The organism is Brevundimonas sp. (assembly GCF_013912065.1).
In the GTDB taxonomy this organism is placed as follows: domain Bacteria; phylum Pseudomonadota; class Alphaproteobacteria; order Caulobacterales; family Caulobacteraceae; genus Brevundimonas.
Map to the genome: position 1 here is coordinate 130,755 of NZ_JACESA010000002.1, position 16,605 is coordinate 147,359.

The window sequence follows — 16,605 nt, forward strand, 5'->3', positions numbered from 1 at the left end:
CGCGAAACAAAATAGCCGGCCTCCGGCATCCTCCGCGTTGCTCCGGCCCGGCGCGCGCGCCGGGTGCAGGTCCGCTCCGCCCGTGGGCTCCGTCGCCATGAAGGCCGCGACGGTCGCGGTCCAGCCAAAGGAGCAAACCATGCGCGAGCACGACGACTACGAACCCCACCACGAATCATCACCCACCGATCACGTCCTCACCGAACTCCAGCTCCACGGCTACCGCCCCTTCGCCGACGAGCCCGACCAGCGTCTCTTGCCAGACGGCAATCAGGTCGCGGGCGCGATCGCCGACATCTTCGACGCCCTGATCTCGACCCTGGAGGACACCCGCCTCGAGCCCGACCTCGACGATCTCCTCTGGTCGACCGTCAACGTCTTCCACCGCGCCACCGAACGAATCGCTCGCGAACTCGACGACAACGAGCAGGCGCAGAGGCGCTCGCAGCGGCAACAGGACGGCAGCGAGGTGAAGTCGGTCGAACTCGAGCGCCAGATCGCCGAGGGCAAGACGCTCATCGAACGGCAGAACGCCTTCGAGCTGATGCGCGACCAGGCCGCCGAACACTACGAACGCCAGATCGGCAAGCCGTGGCTCCCTCGCACAGGCTCAAAGGTCAACCATCGCCATCTGACCTCCGCGATGATCGACAGTCGCGACTTCCTCATGGCCAAGAAACGCGCCGAACAGGAAGTCCTTCTCCCTCCCGGTCCGAAGATCGTCGTCACCGGCGGACTGGACTTCAACGACCACCGGCTGATCTGGGCCAAGCTCGATCAGGTCCACGAGAAGCACTCCGACATGGTGCTGATCCACGGCAAATCCCCGAAGGGCGCCGAAAAGATCGCCTCGCTCTGGGCCAAGAACCGCAACGTCCCGCAGATCGGCTTCGCACCCGACTGGACGAAGCACGGTCGCGCAGCGCCGTTCAAACGCAATGACGAGATGCTCGACATCGTGCCGAAGGGCGTGATGCACTTCCCCGGCACGGGCATCAATGACAACCTCGCCGACAAAGCCAAGAAGCTCGGCATCCCGGTCTGGAAGTTCGGCGGCGCGTGAGCGCCGCCTTAGCTCAGATCAATCTTCCAGAATTTCAACACATCGCCGACTTCAGTTTTTGGATAGTGCAGATAGTCGGCGTTATCGAGATCAGCACGAAATTTGGCTTTCCGCTTTGCAATCTCACGCTTGATCCGATCCGTGAATGGCGCCGTGCCTGGAGGCAAGATTCCCGGTCGCTCGGGACACGGCCAGGATTTGGGATAGTCGGACGGCACCCAGCCCGATCGAACTTGCTCCGCCTGAACCCGCACATCGTCGTGTTCGCACGCCCATCCGTAGAGATGGAATGAACAGACACGCAGCATCGCCTTAATCTCGGGAATCGTGTCGGTGAATCCTTTCAGCGACGTCGGCAACCACACCATGTTCGCGACACACGAAAAATAGCGTGGATCTTGCACGACATTGCTGCGCTCGGCGAACGACGGATCGTCGTAACCCCAGATGTGGCAGACGGTCCAATTCTTCGGCTTTGGCGATGCCACGCCTAACGTTGCCACTAGGGCGTTGAGTGCTGCGACGTTGCCCTCGAACTTTTCCGCAGTGATCCCGGTCGCCTTGCGGGTATTCGTATAACGCCGCGTCCAGGCTGCATCATAGAGCGGCCGACCTCGCGCGGTTTGCGGCGCCCACACCGGCAGCGCGCGGAAAGTATCGGGATGAACCCATCGCGCGGTTCGTTCGATCAGTTCGACAATTGCTGGCAGGTCCGCCCGCAACGCTTCGTTTCCGTCGGGTACATGAAAACCGCTCACCTGACATCCCCCGCTAATATTCTTGCCTCGACGACGCGAGACATTCGGGTGAAGTCCGGACGGCTGAGCTGTTGAAGGTCAACGACTACCACTCTTGATCGGCCGACACACCCCCCGCTTATCTGCGCTGATCCTTGGTCCAGCCGATGGCCTGACGCCATCAACCCATAAAGGGTCGGACTACGCATAGCGTGCCGCCGCGCCGGCTTCGCCTGCGCGGTGATTGCGGCCACCGGCCGGACACATCGGGCGCCTGTCAGCGGGGGATGGTCCTCCGCCCAACAGGAGCCGGTTCGATGTCCTTCCCCGACGCACACGCCTTCGCCTTCAGCCTCGCCGCCACCCTGATGGTTGCCATCGTGATCTTCCGCGCCGGTGACGGCACGCTCTCGGTCGTGCCCGCCACCGAATACGATGGCGATGACGCCGCGATCGTCGGCGAAATCGACCCCTTCGCCTCATGACGAGGCGAAGGTCATGTCCGCCGCGGCGAAAACCCGAGCGGTTTTCGCTCCCGCCGGCGCACATCTTTTGCTATGGTCGGCGTTGTGCCGCGGTGGTGGTGGAAGGCGCAGCCGCTTGAGCTTTCCTATCGGAGACACCACCATGATCATTCTCGGCATTCTCGTCTGCATGGTCGCAATCGGCTTCCTTTGCTGGTTGCTTTTCACGCTCGCCGTTTTCGCGCTTCCATTCTTTGTCGGCGTGAACGCAGGCATGTGGGCCATGAATTCCGGCGCGGGGTGGCTTGGTGCCATTCTTCTCGGAGCGCTGGCCGCTGGATTCACCTTCGGAGCAGGTCAGCTCTTGCTCGGAACCGTGCGCCCGCTCTGGGCTAAGCTGGCGATCGCGCTCGTCTTCGTCGCGCCGGCCGTTGTCGCGAGCTATCATGCCACCCACGGCATCGCGAAGCACCTCATGCCTTCAGAGGGATGGCAAATTGCATTTTCCATCATCGGCGCGGTTGCCGTCGGCATCGCGGCCTTCCTTCGGATCGCTGGAATGGCAGGCGACGGCCAATCCGGCCGGGATCTTGTTCAGGCTTGAGATCGCGCCCCTCAACGTAGCCGGATCAGACAGGGATAGCGGCATCGTCCCGTCATAGGTGGCCCGGACCCCCGGTACGATGATGCACTGTTTCGCGGTCGAGGCCCATCCAGCGGCCACCCCAGGCACTTGGTGGCAGCGGCAAGCCGTTAGGCACGGCGCGGGCAGACAATGTCGGGGGCTGGCGTTCTCCTTGGAGGCGTAACGGACGAAGTCGGGCGCCTGCGCCAGGACAAAAGTGATGATCGGCTGGAACATCGTTGCGGCTGGTTTCAGGCGAGAATGGTCGCCACCTTCTCCGTCTGCCATCCGTTCAGCGAGCGCTCCAAACGGCCTCTCCAATGGGCTGATCTGGCCGAAGGACGGCTAACGCCTCGACCGCCTATGCCGCAACGGCGCGTCTCGACTTTCTTCCCCTGCCGGCCAAGGCCGTCATTCCTCGCGAGACAAGAAACTCGATCCTGCACCGTCCTCCGCGCTGCTACGGTCGCAAGCGATGCGTCGTCGGTCGCCTCCGGCCCACCGATCGCCATCGAGGCCGCATGGTGCGGTCTCGGGAACGGAAAACGGAGAAATACCATGGCGACCATCGGCACCTTCAAGAAGACCGGCTCGAACGAGTTCACCGGCGAAATCGTCACCCTCAGCGTCCAGGCCAAGGGCGTGCGCATCGTCCCCGACACCCGCGCCACCGGCGAAAATGCCCCCAGCCACCGGGTTCTGGTCGGCCGCGCCGAGATCGGCGCCGCCTGGTCCAAGCGCTCCAACGAGGGCCGCGCCTATCTGGGCCTCAAGCTCGACGATCCGAGCTTCAACGCGCCGATCTACGCGAACCTCTTCGATGACGAGGAAGGCGACACCTTCTCCCTCATCTGGTCTCGCCCGAACGGTCGGCGGGGCGACTGAGCCCCAATCAAGGCCCCGGCCGGACCGGCCGGGGCCTTTGCCCTGCGTGCGGCAGAGTAGCGTGCGAACCGCAACGAACGCTGAAAATCCAGAATTGCGGGTTTGAAGAGAAGAATCGGAGTGCATCGTCTCCAGTGGCTGATCAGCCTCGCGCACCAGTTATTTTCTCCTACATTGGAACACCGCGCGATGCCGCTACTCGTCCAGTCCTGCTCGAATTCGCACCCGCAAAGTCGAATTCCCGCCTGGGCGACAATGATGTCGGCCATGACTATGGCGGTGTTAGCTGCGACGGCAGCCGCAGCCGACATCGCTCCCTGTGCACACTGGCGGCGCCGACGACGATTAGCGTGCATCACTTTGTTTCTGATCTTGAAGAATCGGCGCGCTGGTATCGAGCGAATGCAGGGCTGGTGAACGACAGTTCGATGCCCATCTCGGCGCTACCAAGCTCAAGATGGGCCGATCCGATGTCGGTGTGATGCTCGTCCATGCGCCTTCATCAAATCCTCGGAGGTCGCTCGACCCGCGGATGCTGTGCTTCGTCGTCGACCAGCCGCTGGCACCGCCGCCGGGAGCAAAGCCGCTCTATCTCACGGACCCGGACGGCGCGGCCGTTGAGCTGGCGCCACGGCGTCGCGCCTCAAATGCCCAGAATTGATGGGCATCGTAGCGAGCGAGTTGCTGCCGCCGGGAGCGTAGGCTGCGATCACGGCCGCGCCCGATCCCCCCTTGAGCCAAATCGTCGAATAATAGGTTCCGCCGACGACAGAATCGGTCCGTTGGGGGTTTTTCAGAATCCGCCGCTCGCCAAGGTCATTTTGGCTCGCAGCGAGAACACAGAACGACTATAATAGTCGTAGTTCTGGCGTGCGTAGTCGTGGAAGTGGGAGGTGATCATGCATGATCACCGCCCGACAATCACGGGCCGCACGCGCGCTGCTTGGCTGGACACAGGAGACGCTCGCTGACCGCGCCCGAGTATCTTTGACCGCGCTGAAGCGCCTCGAATCCGAAAGCGGATTGGAGGTGTATGAAACCACGCGAGATCAAGTTCGACGGGCGTTGGAAGCTGCCGGCGTAGTCCTCCTGTCCACCGATCGGGGACAAGGTGTGCTGCTCGTCAATGGCCGTGAGGATAAACAACGCTGACCGAATTCGCGCGCGCGATGCCCCAGCCGCATCGACTGATGCTTCGCGGGCGTCATCCATCTCGCAAAATCCTTCGCTAGAATACGTGGCCGAGGTCCTCCTGTGCTGGGGAGCCAGGGATTCGCGATGATTGACCCATTCGAAGATGCCGCGCCGTCCGGTGCGGAGTTGACCGCTTATGATCGCGCGCATGTGAAGCTTTACGCGCGGCTGCTCGATGCGGCAGCGGATGGGGCGGATTGGCGTGAAGCCGTCCAAGTGCTTTTCAACATCGACCCCGTGCGCGAGCCGGAGCGGGCGAGGCACGTCCACGATAGTCACCTCGCGCGGGCTCAATGGATGACCCACACGGGATTTCGACACCTGCTACGCGGACCGAAAAACTAACGCCCATCAGCGCTCCTTTCCCGTCGCGATGCATCGCGTGCATCGCGCGATGCACGCCCCACGACTTCCACCAAAGATTGCAACTCGGAATCGTTGATCGCTCGTAGTTCGCTTTATCGGCGAGGAGCTGATGAATGAAGCCAGATACTTCGCAATGGCGTGATCGCAAGAGTTACGACTATTTCGATGCATTGGAGACCGAAGGTCTTGCATGGGAGTGTTTGCGCAGATGCGTCCCGTATCAGCAGCACTACGCTAACCTGGTTATCGAAAGACTTGAAACCGCTCCTTTGTCGCTCGATGCAGAGCGGCGTTGGGGGTTACGATTTCGCCGCGAGACCGAGCCTATCAGCCCTATCCCAAGACGTCCTCTGGTCGACGAGTGCCAGTTCCGCGGTTCTCGCGCTCACGCATCCGAACATTTTGTACGCGCCGCTGACGCATCCGCCGCCCGCCGGCCTTGGAGATCAACGCCATAGCCCGGAAGGCGTCTACGCACTCCACCGCCCCAGCGGGGTTGAACTCCTCTTTCTTCCGGGCAGCACGCCTCAATCCCCGCTCGCCGCACTCATCCCGATGGGTGACGATGCGCTGGGACACATCGAGGCGGCCACACGCTTCTGGCGATCCTGGCACGGTCGGCCCGCCGTCAAGGACACGCGCGTCACAAAACAGCAGCGGCGACGCATTCGGCTCATGTTGCAGGCTGCGGACGGCCGCGAGCACGGCGCCAGCTATCGTGAAATCGCCGACGCCATATTCGGCAGTGCGCGCGTCGCTACGGACCCGTGGAAGACGTCCCCTCTGCGCGACACAGTTATCGGCCTGGTCGAGAGCGCGATCACCATGATTGGTGGCGGGTATCTCCAGCTTCTGCGTCATCGTCGGCGATCCTAGTCGCGCCCAGCCGCATAGTGGGGTGGGATTTTAGCACCCCCCTTTCTTCCCCATCCTTCGCGAAGCCGTCCCTACGCCACCGTGGTCGCCATCCGCCGCTGAACCCCAGCGGTCGCCGAAAACCCACGGAGGCCCGATCCATGCGACCCGAACTCGCCGTTTTGCCGCCGCGCTTTCTGCGCACCAAGGAAGCGGCTGAATTTCTCAGCCTCTCCGCCCGAACCCTCGAAAAGCACCGCACCTACGGCACCGGCCCGGCCTATCGAAAGCTCGGCGGCCGTGTCGTCTATGCGGTCGACGACCTTCAGGCTTGGGCCGAGCGCGGCGCCGTTACCTCCACCTCCGATCCGCGCGGCAGCGTCCTCCCGGCCAAGCGCCAGACGTCTGCGCCGCCGGCCCATGCCGGCCGCTACGCACGCTGACCGGATTCCAGAATGGCGGCGCGACCCCGGCAACTTTCGGAGCGCGGACAGCTCGACCTGTTTCGAGCGCTCCCCGGCGACTTCGCGCCACGAGACGCGCAGGATCTCATGGCTTACCCGTTTTTCTCCCTCTCCAAGTCCCACCGCGTCGCCCCAATCGACTTCGCCGCGGGGAATGTTTCGATCCGGGTCGAGGCCGTGCCCGACCACGGCATGGCGACCATTTGGGACGCCGACATCCTCATCTGGGCCGCCAGCCAGATCGTCGAGGCCCGTGATGCCGGCCTTCGCACCTCCCGGCTGATGGCGGCCACGCCCTACGAAATCCTCATGTTCGTCGGGCGCGGCACCGGCCTGCGCGACTATCAGCGCCTGAAGGCCGCGCTCGACCGTCTGCAATCCACCACCGTCTCCACTTCGATCCGTCAGCCCGCCGAAGGCCGGCGCCATCGCTTCTCCTGGATCAACGAATGGCAGGAGCGGACGGATCGCAACGGTAAGCCGGCCGGGATCGAACTGATCGTGCCGGACTGGTTCTATCGCGCGGTCCTCGACGACGCGCTCGTGCTGACGATCGACCGCGCCTATTTCGATCTCACTGGCGGGCTCGACCGCTGGCTCTATCGGCTGGTTCGCAAACATGGCGGTCGCCAGCGCGACGGCTGGCGGTTCGACTTCCGTCATCTGCACCAGAAGTCCGGCAGCTTGTCGCCGTTCAAACGCTTCGCGTTCGAGCTTCGTGACATCATCCAACGACAGCCGTTGCCCGGCTACACCCTGTTCCTCGAAACGGAGATCGGTGGCCGCGTCCTACTGGCTTTCGAGCCGTCTCCGGCCTGTGGACAGGCTGTGGATCGCCTCGTGCTATCAGGAACCCGAACTATCGTGCCATCGGGAACCCGAGGCTCGTGCTATCAGGAACCGAAACAGGGCTTAACGCACGGAAATCAAAGCCGAAATCGCGCCCTTAACTTAGAGTCTAACCAAGAATCTAACTTTGCAGAGCGCGCGCGCGATGTGCAAAAGCTCATCCGCGACACCGCCCGAAGCCTCAGCACGGTCGCCAGAAAGAGCGGCGGACCTGCCCCTGAGTCGGCACGAGATTCCTCCGCGCCCGAGCTTCCGCTTCGACCTCAGCCGGGAGGTGCGCGATGATCATTGCGCTCCTCAATCAGAAGGGCGGCGTCGGCAAGACGACGCTGGCGCTGCACCTCGCCGGCGAATGGGCCGGACGCGGTAAGCGCATCACGCTGCTCGACGCCGACCCACAGGGCTCCGCGCTCGACTGGTCGCAACAGCGCAGCCGCAGTGGCCTTCCTCGCCTGTTCGGCGTCGTCGGCCTGGCGCGCGACACGCTGCATCGCGAGGCGCCGGAGCTGGCGCGCGACGTCGATCACGTCGTCATCGACGGACCGCCGCGCGTCGCCGGGCTGATGCGCTCCGCGCTGCTCGCCGCCGACCTTGTGTTGATCCCGGTACAACCATCACCGCTCGACGGCTGGGCCTCGGCCGAGATGCTGGCGCTCCTATCGGAGGCGCGCATCTACAGGCCGGACCTTCGCGCGCGCTTCGTCCTCAATCGCTGCGGCGCGCGCACCGTCATCGCCCGCGAGACCGCCGAAACTTTAGCCGATCACGATCCGCCCGTGCTGCGCAACACGATCGGCCAGCGCGTCATCTACGCCGACGCGGCGCAATCTGGTCGCCTCGCATTCGAGATCGACCATAGCGGCCCCGCCGCGCGCGAGGTCGCGGCGCTCGTCACTGAGATCGAAAGGATCGCACCATGAGCGAGCGATCCGAGCGGCGCGGCTTCGCAGCGCGCCCGACCAATGCCGATGCTTGGATCAAAGCCGCCGATGCCGCGCGCTTCACCGCCCGCCTGACCATCGACATCACGCCGGAGCTGCGTGGTCGTATCAAGATCATCGCCTTCAAGCGCGGCGTCACCGTCGCCGACATGCTGCGCGAGCTGCTCGCGCGCGAGTTCCCTTCAACATCAGGAGACACACCATGACCGGCATCGCGGCCTCCCGCATGCGCGGCGGCTCGTCGCCGGCCGCGCTCCCCCACGACACGCTTACCCATGTCGAGCTGACCTGGGTCGCGAAGAAGATCGAGAACTGGATTCGCTTCGGGACGCACGCCCACGAACAGATCCTCGATCGTCGACGGCGAGTCCTCTCCTTCCGCCCCGGCACAATCTTCGCCTTCGTGCGCTGGGCGTCGAACGACTTCGGCACGATCATTTCTCGCGTCGACATCGTGCGCGCCGTGTCGCGCGGCGAGGCCCACCAGACGCTGCCCTTCGTGCGGCCAGGCGGCGACATCCTGCTCAAGATCGAGAGCTGGCCCAAGGTCGAGCGCGTGCTGCAGGCGATCGACGCCATCGAGCGCATCGGCATCGATCCGGAAGCGGTCTCGTCCGATCACTGGCGGCATGTTCACAACCGGCTCGCTGCCGGCCATGAGCCGCGCGCCTACACGCTCGAACATCATCGCGCGTTCCTGTTGCGCCGTAGGGCCGAGCCGTGAGCCGCGCCGGACTGTTGCTCGCGACAGCGCTCGCCGCACTCGGCGTCGGCTATCCCGGCCTCACGCCGATCCCGATCAAGCTGGTGTGGAACGCATCGGCGAGCGCGCCGATCGGCTTCTATTCGATCGACTTCCACGGGCCATTCGACGTCACCGATCTCGTCGCGATCGATGCGCCGGAGCCGCTCGCCACGTTCCTCGCCGAGCGCGGCTATCTGCCCAAGGGCGTGCCGCTGATGAAGCGCATCCTCGCCGTCTCCGGGCAGACTGTCTGCCGCTCGAACCTCACCATCACCGTTGATGGCGTCGAGGTCGGAACGGCGCTTGAGCGTGATCGCGCCGGCCGCGATCTCCCCGGCTGGCAAGGCTGTCGCCGCGTCCAGACTGGCGAAGTCTTCCTCATGAACTGGCAGGTCCGCGACAGCCTCGACGGCCGCTACTTCGGTTTGATCGCGACCGACCAGATCATCGGCCGCGCCGTCCCGCTGTGGACCGACGAAGACGGAAACGGCCGCTTCGAATGGCGTGCGCCGACACGCTGACCGCTTCGCCATCGGCGGGAGCGGTGCTCGCCGACGGCTTCTTAAACCTCACCGCCAAGGAGACTGTCATGCCCCAGATTGGCGAATTTACGCGCGATGAGGCCGGTTTCATCGGGCACCTCGCAACGCTCTCGCTGAATCAGGACATCATCATCGTCGCAGCGGAGCCGTCCGACGCGGAGAACGTGCCAGATTATCGCGTTCACCTCTTCGACGGCATGAGCAACGAACCAGGCCCGGAGATCGGCGCGGCCTGGAAACGCACCGGCGAGAAGGCTGGCGAATACGTCGCGCTGCTGATCGACGATCCGGCATTCCCGCATCCGATCCGCGCCAACCTGTTCCGTGACGACGATGCCGGAAAGGCCTGGTCGCTGCACTGGTCGCGTCCGCGCGATCGCTCTGAGAAGGATTGAACGATGCGTGGCTCTCGTCAGCCGACGAGCCGTTCGCTTGCGTCCGGGCCGCGCTGCGCTGCCCGGCGCATGGCTCTCCTTCTCCTTTCCGGCCTTACGCTCGCGAGCGTCATGCCGGCGGTCGCGATGGCGCAGGACACGCCCGTCGTTCGACCGTCACCGCGCGATGCCTACGCCGATTACATCGCCGAGGCCTCGCGGCGCTTTGGCGTTCCGATTGCATGGATCAGGGCGGTGATGCGCGCCGAAAGCGCCGGAGAACCGCGCGCGGTTTCCTCCGCCGGTGCGATGGGCCTGATGCAGATCATGCCCGCGACCTGGGCCGAGTTGCGCGCGCGGCACGGCCTCGGACGCGATCCCTATGACCCGCGCGACAACATACTCGCGGGCGCGGCCTACCTTCGCGAGTTGCACGATCGCTACGGCTCGCCGGGATTTCTTGCGGCCTACAATGCGGGACCGGGGCGCTATGAAGCGTCGCTCGCCGGCCGGCCGCTGCCGGCGGAAACCCGCGCCTACGTCGCCTTGCTCGCGCCGATCATCGACGGTTCGGGCGCCACGAATCCGACGGCGATGGCCGCGATCGACCGATCGGCGTGGACACGCGCGCCGCTGTTCATCGCGCAGTCCAATCGCGTTTCAGCCACCGCTTCCGTGTCGGCCGCGCGTCCTGCCGATGACAATGCGGCTGCGACCACGGCGCGCGATGTTTCGGCCATCGTGCCGCAGTCGAACGGGCTGTTCGTCGCGCGGGCCTCTTCGGAGGAGCCGCGATGATTGCAGACGTCGGCAATCGCAGCATTTCGCACCCAAGCGCATACAAGGTGGCGCGGAGGTGGGAGACAGGCACCACAACCGGACGATGGCAGGATAAAAGGCCGCGAGGTGCGGCGTCGGTCGGTTGTGGTTTTTCAATAGGTTATGAGGCGATTTCGCGAGGTGCGGGATTTCTCCGCACCTCGCGGCTACGCCGATTTTCCTGCGATTTCCTGCGCTTCGCGCGATGTGCGGGGCATCGGCCATGACCGGCGACAGCAATTTCCGCATCCGACCTGGCCGCATCCGTTCATCTCGTGCGCAGCAGGCCCGTCCCTTCATCGCGCAGGTTCTCGCCGCGGCGAAAAAGGCCGGAGCCGGTGTCTCGCGCTCTGGCCGGATCACATCGGGAAACCGCTCGCGCTTCGGCCGCGGACAACGTGCAAGCATCCAGGCGAACCGGCTGCTCACGGCCCGCTCGCGTGGCGCCGTCATCAAGGCGCGCGTCGTGCGTCACTCGGCTTGCGCCGCGCCTCTTGCCACCCACCTCAACTATCTGCGCCGCGAGGGCGTGACCCGTGATGGAGAGAAAGCCCGTCTCTTCGGACCGGGCGGTGACGACGCCGATCCGAAGGCCTTCGCGGAGCGGTGTCAGGACGACCGCCACCATTTCCGATTCATCGTCTCGCCCGACGATGCCGTCGACATGGTCGATCTCCGGTCCTTCGCCCGTGATCTCGTCACGCAGATGGAAAAGGATCTCGACACCCGCCTCGATTGGGTCGCGGTCGACCACTGGAACACCGAGCATCCCCATGTCCATCTGATCGTCCGCGGGGTTCGTGACGACGGGCAGGATCTCGTCATCTCGCGCGACTACATCAAGGAAGGGATGCGCGATCGGGCGCGCGACCTCATCACGCAAGAGTTGGGACCGCGCACCGATCTCGACATCCAGCACCGCCTGGAACGCCAAGTCGGTGCCGAGCGCTTCACGCAGCTTGACCGTCAGCTAATTCGCGATGGCCATGCCACGGGCGTCGTCGACACGGCGATCGATCCGACCGCCCGGCCCGACGATTTTCACGCGCTGAAGGTCGGAAGGCTCCGTAAGCTGGAAACACTCGGCCTCGCCGAACAGCTTGGCCCAGGTCAATGGGCCATCGACCCGAAGGCCGAGGCGACCCTGCGTGAACTCGGAGAGCGCGGCGACATCATCAAGCGCGTGCACCGGGCTTTGAAGGATCGCGGCATCGAGCGGGGCTCGGCGGGCTATGTGCTCGCCGCCGAGAGCCTTGATGCGCCCGTCATCGGCCGGCTGGTCGATCGCGGTCTTGATGACGAGCTCAAGGGCACGGCCTACGCCGTGGTCGATGGTGTCGACGGCCGCACTCATCACATCAAGCTGTCCGACCTCGATGCCGCTGGCGACAGCGCGCCAGGCTCGATCGTCGAGCTGCGCAAGTTCGACGACGCGCAGGGGCAGCGTCGCGTCGCCATCGCCGTCCGCTCCGATATCGACATCGATCGTCAGGTCACGGCGACCGGCGCAACCTGGCTCGACCGGCAGAACATCGCCCGTGAACCGGCCGCCCTGTCCGAGGGCGGCTTCGGCGCCGAGGTTCGACAGGCGCTGGATCGGCGCGCGGATCATCTGGTCGCGCAGGGCCTCGGCGAGCGGCAGGGCCAGCGCGTCACCTTCAATCGCGGGCTGATCGACACGTTGCGTCGTCGCGAGTTGGACGCCGTCGGCGAAAAACTCGCCGCCGACACCGGCCAGCCATTCAATCGGGCGGGCGGCGGCGAGAATGTCGCCGGCACCTATAGGCAGCGTATCGCGCTCGCCTCCGGCCGCTTCGCCATGTTGGACGACGGCCTTGGCTTCCAGCTCGTGCCCTGGTCGCCCTCCCTCGAAAAGCAGCTCGGCAAGCACGTCTCCGGCGTCGCCCGCGACGACGGCGGGATCGACTGGAGCTTCGGCCGCAAGCGGGGGCTCGGCCTCTAACTTCTCTGCAAAAGGATCGCCGTTATGTCCGCAACGAAAATCCTCTGGGGCCAGATCCTCACGGTCTTCCTAATCGTGCTCGCCACCACCTGGGGCGCCACCGAATATGTCGCCTGGAAGCTCGGGTTTCAGGCGCAGCTCGGCCCGGCCTGGTTCTCGGTGCTGAGCTGGCCCTTCTACTATCCGACCGCCTTTTACTGGTGGTGGTATTTCTACGACGCCTATGCGCCGTCGATCTTCGTCGAGGGCGCCTTCATCGCCGCATCCGGCGGCTTTATTTCGATTGCCGTCGCCATCGGCATGTCGGTTTGGCGCGCACGCGAGGCCAAGAAGGTCGAGACTTATGGCTCGGCGCGCTGGGCCGAGAAGAAGGAGGTGGAGGCGGCCGGCCTTCTCGGACCTGATGGCGTTGTGCTGGGGCGCTACGATCACGCCTATCTGCGCCATGACGGGCCGGAGCATGTCCTGTGCTTCGCGCCGACCCGATCCGGTAAGGGTGTCGGCCTGGTCGTGCCCTCGCTCCTGACCTGGCCGGGCTCGGCAATCGTCCACGACATCAAGGGCGAGAACTGGCAGCTCACCGCCGGCTTCCGCGCCAAACACGGCCGCGTCCTGCTTTTCGATCCGACCAACACCAAATCCGCAGCGTACAATCCGCTGCTCGAGGTGCGCCGTGGCGAGTGGGAGGTCCGCGACGTCCAGAACATCGCCGACATCCTGGTCGATCCCGAAGGTTCGCTTGAGAAGCGGAACCACTGGGAAAAAACCAGCCATGCGCTGCTCGTCGGCGCGATCCTCCATGTCCTCTATGCCGAGGATGACAAGACGCTCGCCGGTGTCGCGGCGTTCCTCTCCGATCCGAAGCGCCCGATCGAGTCGACGCTGGCAGCGATGATGAAGACCGCGCATCTCGGCGAGGCCGGCCCGCACCCTGTCATCGCCAGCGCCGCCCGCGAGCTGCTCAACAAATCCGACAACGAGCGCTCGGGCGTGCTCTCCACCGCCATGTCGTTCCTTGGCCTCTATCGCGATCCCGTCGTCGCCGAGGTGACGCGGCGTTGCGATTGGCGGATCACCGACATCGTGGGCGATAGGCGGCCGACGACGCTATACCTCGTCGTGCCGCCCTCCGACATCAACCGCACCAAGCCGCTGATCCGCCTGATCCTCAATCAGGTCGGCCGTCGCTTGACCGAGGACCTGCAGGCGAAGGCCGGGCGTCACCGGCTTCTGTTGATGCTTGATGAGTTTCCGGCGCTTGGCCGCCTCGACTTCTTCGAGTCGGCGCTGGCGTTCATGGCCGGCTATGGGCTGAAAAGCTTTCTCATCGCCCAGTCGCTCAACCAGATTGAAAAGGCCTACGGCGCGAACAACTCGATCCTCGACAATTGTCATGTGCGCGTCAGCTTCGCCACCAACGACGAGCGCACGGCGAAGAGGGTGTCGGACGCGCTCGGCACCGCCACCGAGATGAAGGCCATGAAGAACTATGCCGGCCACCGGCTGTCGCCTTGGCTTGGACATCTGATGGTGTCGCGTTCGGAAACCGCGCGGCCGCTGCTCACGCCGGGCGAGATCATGCAGCTCCCACCGGTCGACGAGATCGTCATGGTCGCCGGCACCCCGCCGATCCGTGCGAAAAAGGCGCGCTACTACGAGGATGCTCGCTTCAAGGAGCGCCTGCTGTCTCCGCCGTCGCTTGTCGTGCCGACCAAAGGACGGCCCGACGATTGGACGACATTGCCGCGTCCGACGCGCCCGGACCTGCTCGATTCCCACTCTGCGGGCGACGCATCCGACGAAGACCCGACCGAGTCGGAGCGTCGGCATCAGCCCGAGCTAAACCGGGTGCAGCCGGCGGAGAAGAAGCCACCTGTCGAGAACGAATTCGAGATCGACGTCGAGCATGATGAGGACGACGACGCGGCCGCACGCAACCGGCGCATGACGCGGATGATGCAGGGCGTGGCGCGGCAGGTTTCGCTCGATCCCAACGACGGCATGGAGCTGTGAGCCGCAGATGTCGAAACCACCGAGAAAGCAGCGCCTCTCAGTCTACCTCGACCCTGCCGTAATGGGACGACTGGCGGAACATGCTGCGCGCCGCGATCATTCGCGGTCCCTGATTGCCGAGGCGGCCATCGAGTCCTTCCTGTCACCAGATTCAGCGGAACGGCAGGAGGCCGTCGTCACTAAACGTCTGGACCAGCTCGATCGTCGCATGACGCGGTTGGAGCGGGATGTCGGTATCTCGGTTGAGACGCTCGCGGTGTTCATCCGCTTCTGGCTATCCACGACGCCGGCGCTTCCCGAACCAGCCGCGCAGGCCGCGCGCGCCAAGACCGGAGAGCGTTATGACCAGTTCGTGACGGCGCTTGGCCGGCGACTCGCCAAGGGGCCGAAGCTCCGACAGGAAATTTCCGAGGATGTTAGCCCTCAAGGGGATGAAGGGTAGCGAGTTGGTCGTCGTTTATCGAACAATTCCGAAAAGAGCAGCACAACCACTCTGCCGGTGAGGCTTTCTGGCCCATCTTGGTCATCTTCCGTCGCCCGAGAGAACTTCGCTAAGACGCTCGGTTTATCGAGAATTTCGGATGCTCCCGTCACTGCGATGACTTTTCGCATGATGCGGGCAAACCTGAAGCGTCGTTCACTTGCCAGGAAGGTGTTGATCACCTCGGTCAGATTCTTTTGCGCCGATCCGACCGGCTTGCCTTCAACGAACGACAATATCGCATTGATAAGTGCTCCGATGTCGGTCTCCTCCAGCGTTGAAGCATCAATCGAGTCGTCGACGAATTTCTCTGCCAGTTCGGAAAGCAGTGTGCTTCGAGCTGGCCACGGTGTCCCTTGCGGTTTCGTCGCTGCCAACCATCGTGTCCGAAAGTCGCGATGCCAAGGCGGAGGTGGAGCGACCGCATATGGCAAGCCAGACGAAGGCCATTCAAGATCAGGAAGTGCCGTGATCTTCGAGTTCCAACCAGAGCCGTGCTCCCAAAAGGCGCGAACGAGGAAGGTTCCTTTTTCCCGACTTTCTGAGACCACCGCATCGTCAAGCGAGAACAGATTCTTGTTGTGAGAGTAGAAGATATCCTCAAATGCTGTGAGCAAATGCGCCCGCTCAACGGGTACAAAGTTCCAAGTCAACCAAATGAGATGCCGCCCTTCGCGCTGATAGAAATCCTCGCGCGCGACGATGATTGGTATCTGGGTTGTTGCGAGTTGAATTTCGAAGGCGATCGGCTTTCCATCGTAGACCGCACGCACATCAGGGCGGCGTCGACTTTCCCCGCACACAACATATTCGTCGATCACGACAGATTCTGGTTCTGTACGCGGATCTGCAACTAGCAGCTCAGCAACCAGATGTTTGACGCGCAGATGCAACGGACTTTCTTGCGCACCCTGGAACTGCGAGGCACTTACTTCATCAGTTGAGTCGGGCTCGCCTGTCCACCACGGACAACTGCGAGGCGCGCCCTTATGATGTCGCCAAAATGGCAAACGTGTCTTGGGCTCCCTCGGAGCATAAACTGCGAAGCCGCAGTGGTCGCAGACGAAGGCTGGCTGCCCTTCGTTTCGAGCCCGTGTGGCGGCACGCCTGATCTCTTGGTAGCCATCTGCACCGATCCGAAGCAGATCATCGCTCGAAATCACGGTCATGTCCTGGAGGCGAACGGCACGCTTCAATGTTCGTTGCAATCGTGACGTCATTCAGC

Annotated in this window: 21 protein-coding genes and 1 pseudogene; 20 read left to right on the forward strand and 2 right to left on the reverse strand. The window is 63.9% G+C overall.

Features of this window, described 5'->3' with window-relative positions:
* The first annotated feature begins 139 nt into the window (after nucleotides 1-139).
* Nucleotides 140-1,063 carry a DUF2493 domain-containing protein gene (locus tag H2037_RS02465; RefSeq protein ID WP_292117652.1) on the forward strand — a complete coding sequence of 308 codons (924 nt, stop codon included), beginning with the start codon at nucleotides 140-142 and terminating at the stop codon, nucleotides 1,061-1,063.
* A gap of 8 nt (nucleotides 1,064-1,071) precedes the next feature.
* Here H2037_RS02465 and H2037_RS02470 read toward each other — a convergent pair whose 3' ends face one another.
* Nucleotides 1,072-1,821, reverse strand: a complete 750-nt coding sequence (locus H2037_RS02470) for a hypothetical protein (protein WP_292117301.1) — start codon at nucleotides 1,819-1,821, stop codon at nucleotides 1,072-1,074.
* Between the two features lie 296 nt (nucleotides 1,822-2,117).
* Here H2037_RS02470 and H2037_RS02475 point away from each other — a divergent pair, with 296 nt between their 5' ends.
* The 19 genes and pseudogenes from H2037_RS02475 to H2037_RS02560 all read left to right on the forward strand — a co-directional run bounded on the left by H2037_RS02475 (nucleotide 2,118) and on the right by H2037_RS02560 (nucleotide 15,341).
* Nucleotides 2,118-2,285, forward strand: coding sequence for a hypothetical protein (locus H2037_RS02475; protein ID WP_292117304.1), 168 nt, complete (start codon nucleotides 2,118-2,120; stop codon nucleotides 2,283-2,285).
* Between the two features lie 142 nt (nucleotides 2,286-2,427).
* Nucleotides 2,428-2,868, forward strand: a complete 441-nt coding sequence (locus tag H2037_RS02480; RefSeq protein WP_292117307.1) for a hypothetical protein — start codon at nucleotides 2,428-2,430, stop codon at nucleotides 2,866-2,868.
* A 579-nt stretch (nucleotides 2,869-3,447) separates the two neighbouring features.
* Complete coding sequence (locus tag H2037_RS02485) at nucleotides 3,448-3,774, forward strand: DUF736 domain-containing protein (protein ID WP_292117309.1); 327 nt, start codon at nucleotides 3,448-3,450, stop codon at nucleotides 3,772-3,774.
* 134 nt (nucleotides 3,775-3,908) lie between these two features.
* The gene (locus H2037_RS02490) at nucleotides 3,909-4,256 is read left to right on the forward strand and encodes a hypothetical protein (protein ID WP_292117312.1); all 348 of its coding nucleotides are present in this window, start codon (nucleotides 3,909-3,911) and stop codon (nucleotides 4,254-4,256) included.
* Between the two features lie 421 nt (nucleotides 4,257-4,677).
* Nucleotides 4,678-4,926: a helix-turn-helix transcriptional regulator gene (locus H2037_RS02495; RefSeq protein WP_292117315.1), complete on the forward strand. Its 249-nt coding sequence runs from the start codon at nucleotides 4,678-4,680 to the stop codon at nucleotides 4,924-4,926.
* Between the two features lie 126 nt (nucleotides 4,927-5,052).
* Nucleotides 5,053-5,313 carry a DUF2285 domain-containing protein gene (locus tag H2037_RS02500; RefSeq protein ID WP_292117319.1) on the forward strand — a complete coding sequence of 87 codons (261 nt, stop codon included), beginning with the start codon at nucleotides 5,053-5,055 and terminating at the stop codon, nucleotides 5,311-5,313.
* A 134-nt stretch (nucleotides 5,314-5,447) separates the two neighbouring features.
* On the forward strand, nucleotides 5,448-5,792 hold the full coding sequence (locus tag H2037_RS17385; RefSeq protein WP_365832871.1) for a DUF6499 domain-containing protein: 345 nt from the start codon (nucleotides 5,448-5,450) through the stop codon (nucleotides 5,790-5,792).
* Nucleotides 5,737-6,210, forward strand: a complete 474-nt coding sequence (locus H2037_RS02505; RefSeq protein ID WP_292117321.1) for a DUF2285 domain-containing protein — start codon at nucleotides 5,737-5,739, stop codon at nucleotides 6,208-6,210. The genes H2037_RS17385 and H2037_RS02505 overlap by 56 nt, the downstream gene beginning before the upstream one ends.
* 140 nt (nucleotides 6,211-6,350) lie before the next feature.
* The gene (locus H2037_RS02510; protein ID WP_292117322.1) at nucleotides 6,351-6,632 is read left to right on the forward strand and encodes a helix-turn-helix domain-containing protein; all 282 of its coding nucleotides are present in this window, start codon (nucleotides 6,351-6,353) and stop codon (nucleotides 6,630-6,632) included.
* 12 nt (nucleotides 6,633-6,644) lie between these two features.
* Nucleotides 6,645-7,421: pseudogene (locus H2037_RS02515) on the forward strand (replication initiator protein A); the annotation flags it as partial.
* Nucleotides 7,422-7,783: 362 nt separating this feature from the next.
* Nucleotides 7,784-8,422 carry a ParA family partition ATPase gene (gene parA / locus H2037_RS02520; RefSeq protein ID WP_292117324.1) on the forward strand — a complete coding sequence of 213 codons (639 nt, stop codon included), beginning with the start codon at nucleotides 7,784-7,786 and terminating at the stop codon, nucleotides 8,420-8,422.
* Nucleotides 8,419-8,649 (forward strand): hypothetical protein, encoded by a 231-nt coding sequence (locus H2037_RS02525; RefSeq protein ID WP_292117325.1) that lies wholly within the window; start codon nucleotides 8,419-8,421, stop codon nucleotides 8,647-8,649. The genes parA and H2037_RS02525 overlap by 4 nt, the downstream gene beginning before the upstream one ends.
* Nucleotides 8,646-9,167, forward strand: a complete 522-nt coding sequence (locus H2037_RS02530; RefSeq protein WP_292117328.1) for a DUF2840 domain-containing protein — start codon at nucleotides 8,646-8,648, stop codon at nucleotides 9,165-9,167. Before H2037_RS02525 ends, H2037_RS02530 begins: the two co-directional genes overlap by 4 nt.
* A gap of 11 nt (nucleotides 9,168-9,178) precedes the next feature.
* Nucleotides 9,179-9,709 (forward strand): S26 family signal peptidase, encoded by a 531-nt coding sequence (locus H2037_RS02535; RefSeq protein WP_292117653.1) that lies wholly within the window; start codon nucleotides 9,179-9,181, stop codon nucleotides 9,707-9,709.
* Between the two features lie 68 nt (nucleotides 9,710-9,777).
* Complete coding sequence (locus H2037_RS02540) at nucleotides 9,778-10,125, forward strand: DUF736 domain-containing protein (protein WP_365832952.1); 348 nt, start codon at nucleotides 9,778-9,780, stop codon at nucleotides 10,123-10,125.
* Between the two features lie 69 nt (nucleotides 10,126-10,194).
* Nucleotides 10,195-10,902 (forward strand): lytic transglycosylase domain-containing protein, encoded by a 708-nt coding sequence (locus H2037_RS02545; protein ID WP_292117334.1) that lies wholly within the window; start codon nucleotides 10,195-10,197, stop codon nucleotides 10,900-10,902.
* Nucleotides 10,903-11,146: 244 nt separating this feature from the next.
* On the forward strand, nucleotides 11,147-12,886 hold the full coding sequence (locus H2037_RS02550) for a VirD2 family relaxase/mobilization nuclease (protein ID WP_292117335.1): 1,740 nt from the start codon (nucleotides 11,147-11,149) through the stop codon (nucleotides 12,884-12,886).
* A gap of 24 nt (nucleotides 12,887-12,910) precedes the next feature.
* Complete coding sequence (locus tag H2037_RS02555) at nucleotides 12,911-14,899, forward strand: conjugal transfer protein TraG (protein ID WP_292117336.1); 1,989 nt, start codon at nucleotides 12,911-12,913, stop codon at nucleotides 14,897-14,899.
* Between the two features lie 7 nt (nucleotides 14,900-14,906).
* Nucleotides 14,907-15,341, forward strand: a complete 435-nt coding sequence (locus tag H2037_RS02560) for a ribbon-helix-helix protein, CopG family (protein WP_292117339.1) — start codon at nucleotides 14,907-14,909, stop codon at nucleotides 15,339-15,341.
* On the opposite strand, the gene H2037_RS02565 is transcribed toward H2037_RS02560, so the two are convergent.
* The gene (locus H2037_RS02565; protein WP_292117342.1) at nucleotides 15,323-16,600 is read right to left on the reverse strand and encodes a DUF6035 family protein; all 1,278 of its coding nucleotides are present in this window, start codon (nucleotides 16,598-16,600) and stop codon (nucleotides 15,323-15,325) included. The two genes, H2037_RS02560 and H2037_RS02565, sit on opposite strands and share 19 nt — an antisense overlap.
* Nucleotides 16,601-16,605: the final 5 nt, after the last annotated feature.

Excerpts from the sequence above, each read along its gene's own strand:
- H2037_RS02495 (WP_292117315.1), top strand. The coding sequence starts at position 4,678 with ATGATCACCGCCCGACAATCACGGGCCGCACGCGCGCTGCTTGGCTGG.
- H2037_RS02475 (WP_292117304.1), top strand. The coding sequence starts at position 2,118 with ATGTCCTTCCCCGACGCACACGCCTTCGCCTTCAGCCTCGCCGCCACC.
- H2037_RS02530 (WP_292117328.1), top strand. The coding sequence starts at position 8,646 with ATGACCGGCATCGCGGCCTCCCGCATGCGCGGCGGCTCGTCGCCGGCC.
- parA (WP_292117324.1), top strand. The coding sequence starts at position 7,784 with ATGATCATTGCGCTCCTCAATCAGAAGGGCGGCGTCGGCAAGACGACG.
- H2037_RS02465 (WP_292117652.1), top strand. The coding sequence starts at position 140 with ATGCGCGAGCACGACGACTACGAACCCCACCACGAATCATCACCCACC.
- H2037_RS02485 (WP_292117309.1), top strand. The coding sequence starts at position 3,448 with ATGGCGACCATCGGCACCTTCAAGAAGACCGGCTCGAACGAGTTCACC.
- H2037_RS17385 (WP_365832871.1), top strand. The coding sequence starts at position 5,448 with ATGAAGCCAGATACTTCGCAATGGCGTGATCGCAAGAGTTACGACTAT.
- H2037_RS02510 (WP_292117322.1), top strand. The coding sequence starts at position 6,351 with ATGCGACCCGAACTCGCCGTTTTGCCGCCGCGCTTTCTGCGCACCAAG.
- H2037_RS02545 (WP_292117334.1), top strand. The coding sequence starts at position 10,195 with ATGGCTCTCCTTCTCCTTTCCGGCCTTACGCTCGCGAGCGTCATGCCG.
- H2037_RS02525 (WP_292117325.1), top strand. The coding sequence starts at position 8,419 with ATGAGCGAGCGATCCGAGCGGCGCGGCTTCGCAGCGCGCCCGACCAAT.
- H2037_RS02560 (WP_292117339.1), top strand. The coding sequence starts at position 14,907 with ATGTCGAAACCACCGAGAAAGCAGCGCCTCTCAGTCTACCTCGACCCT.
- H2037_RS02540 (WP_365832952.1), top strand. The coding sequence starts at position 9,778 with ATGCCCCAGATTGGCGAATTTACGCGCGATGAGGCCGGTTTCATCGGG.
- H2037_RS02500 (WP_292117319.1), top strand. The coding sequence starts at position 5,053 with ATGATTGACCCATTCGAAGATGCCGCGCCGTCCGGTGCGGAGTTGACC.
- H2037_RS02550 (WP_292117335.1), top strand. The coding sequence starts at position 11,147 with ATGACCGGCGACAGCAATTTCCGCATCCGACCTGGCCGCATCCGTTCA.
- H2037_RS02555 (WP_292117336.1), top strand. The coding sequence starts at position 12,911 with ATGTCCGCAACGAAAATCCTCTGGGGCCAGATCCTCACGGTCTTCCTA.
- H2037_RS02565 (WP_292117342.1), bottom strand. The coding sequence starts at position 16,600 with ATGACGTCACGATTGCAACGAACATTGAAGCGTGCCGTTCGCCTCCAG.
- H2037_RS02480 (WP_292117307.1), top strand. The coding sequence starts at position 2,428 with ATGATCATTCTCGGCATTCTCGTCTGCATGGTCGCAATCGGCTTCCTT.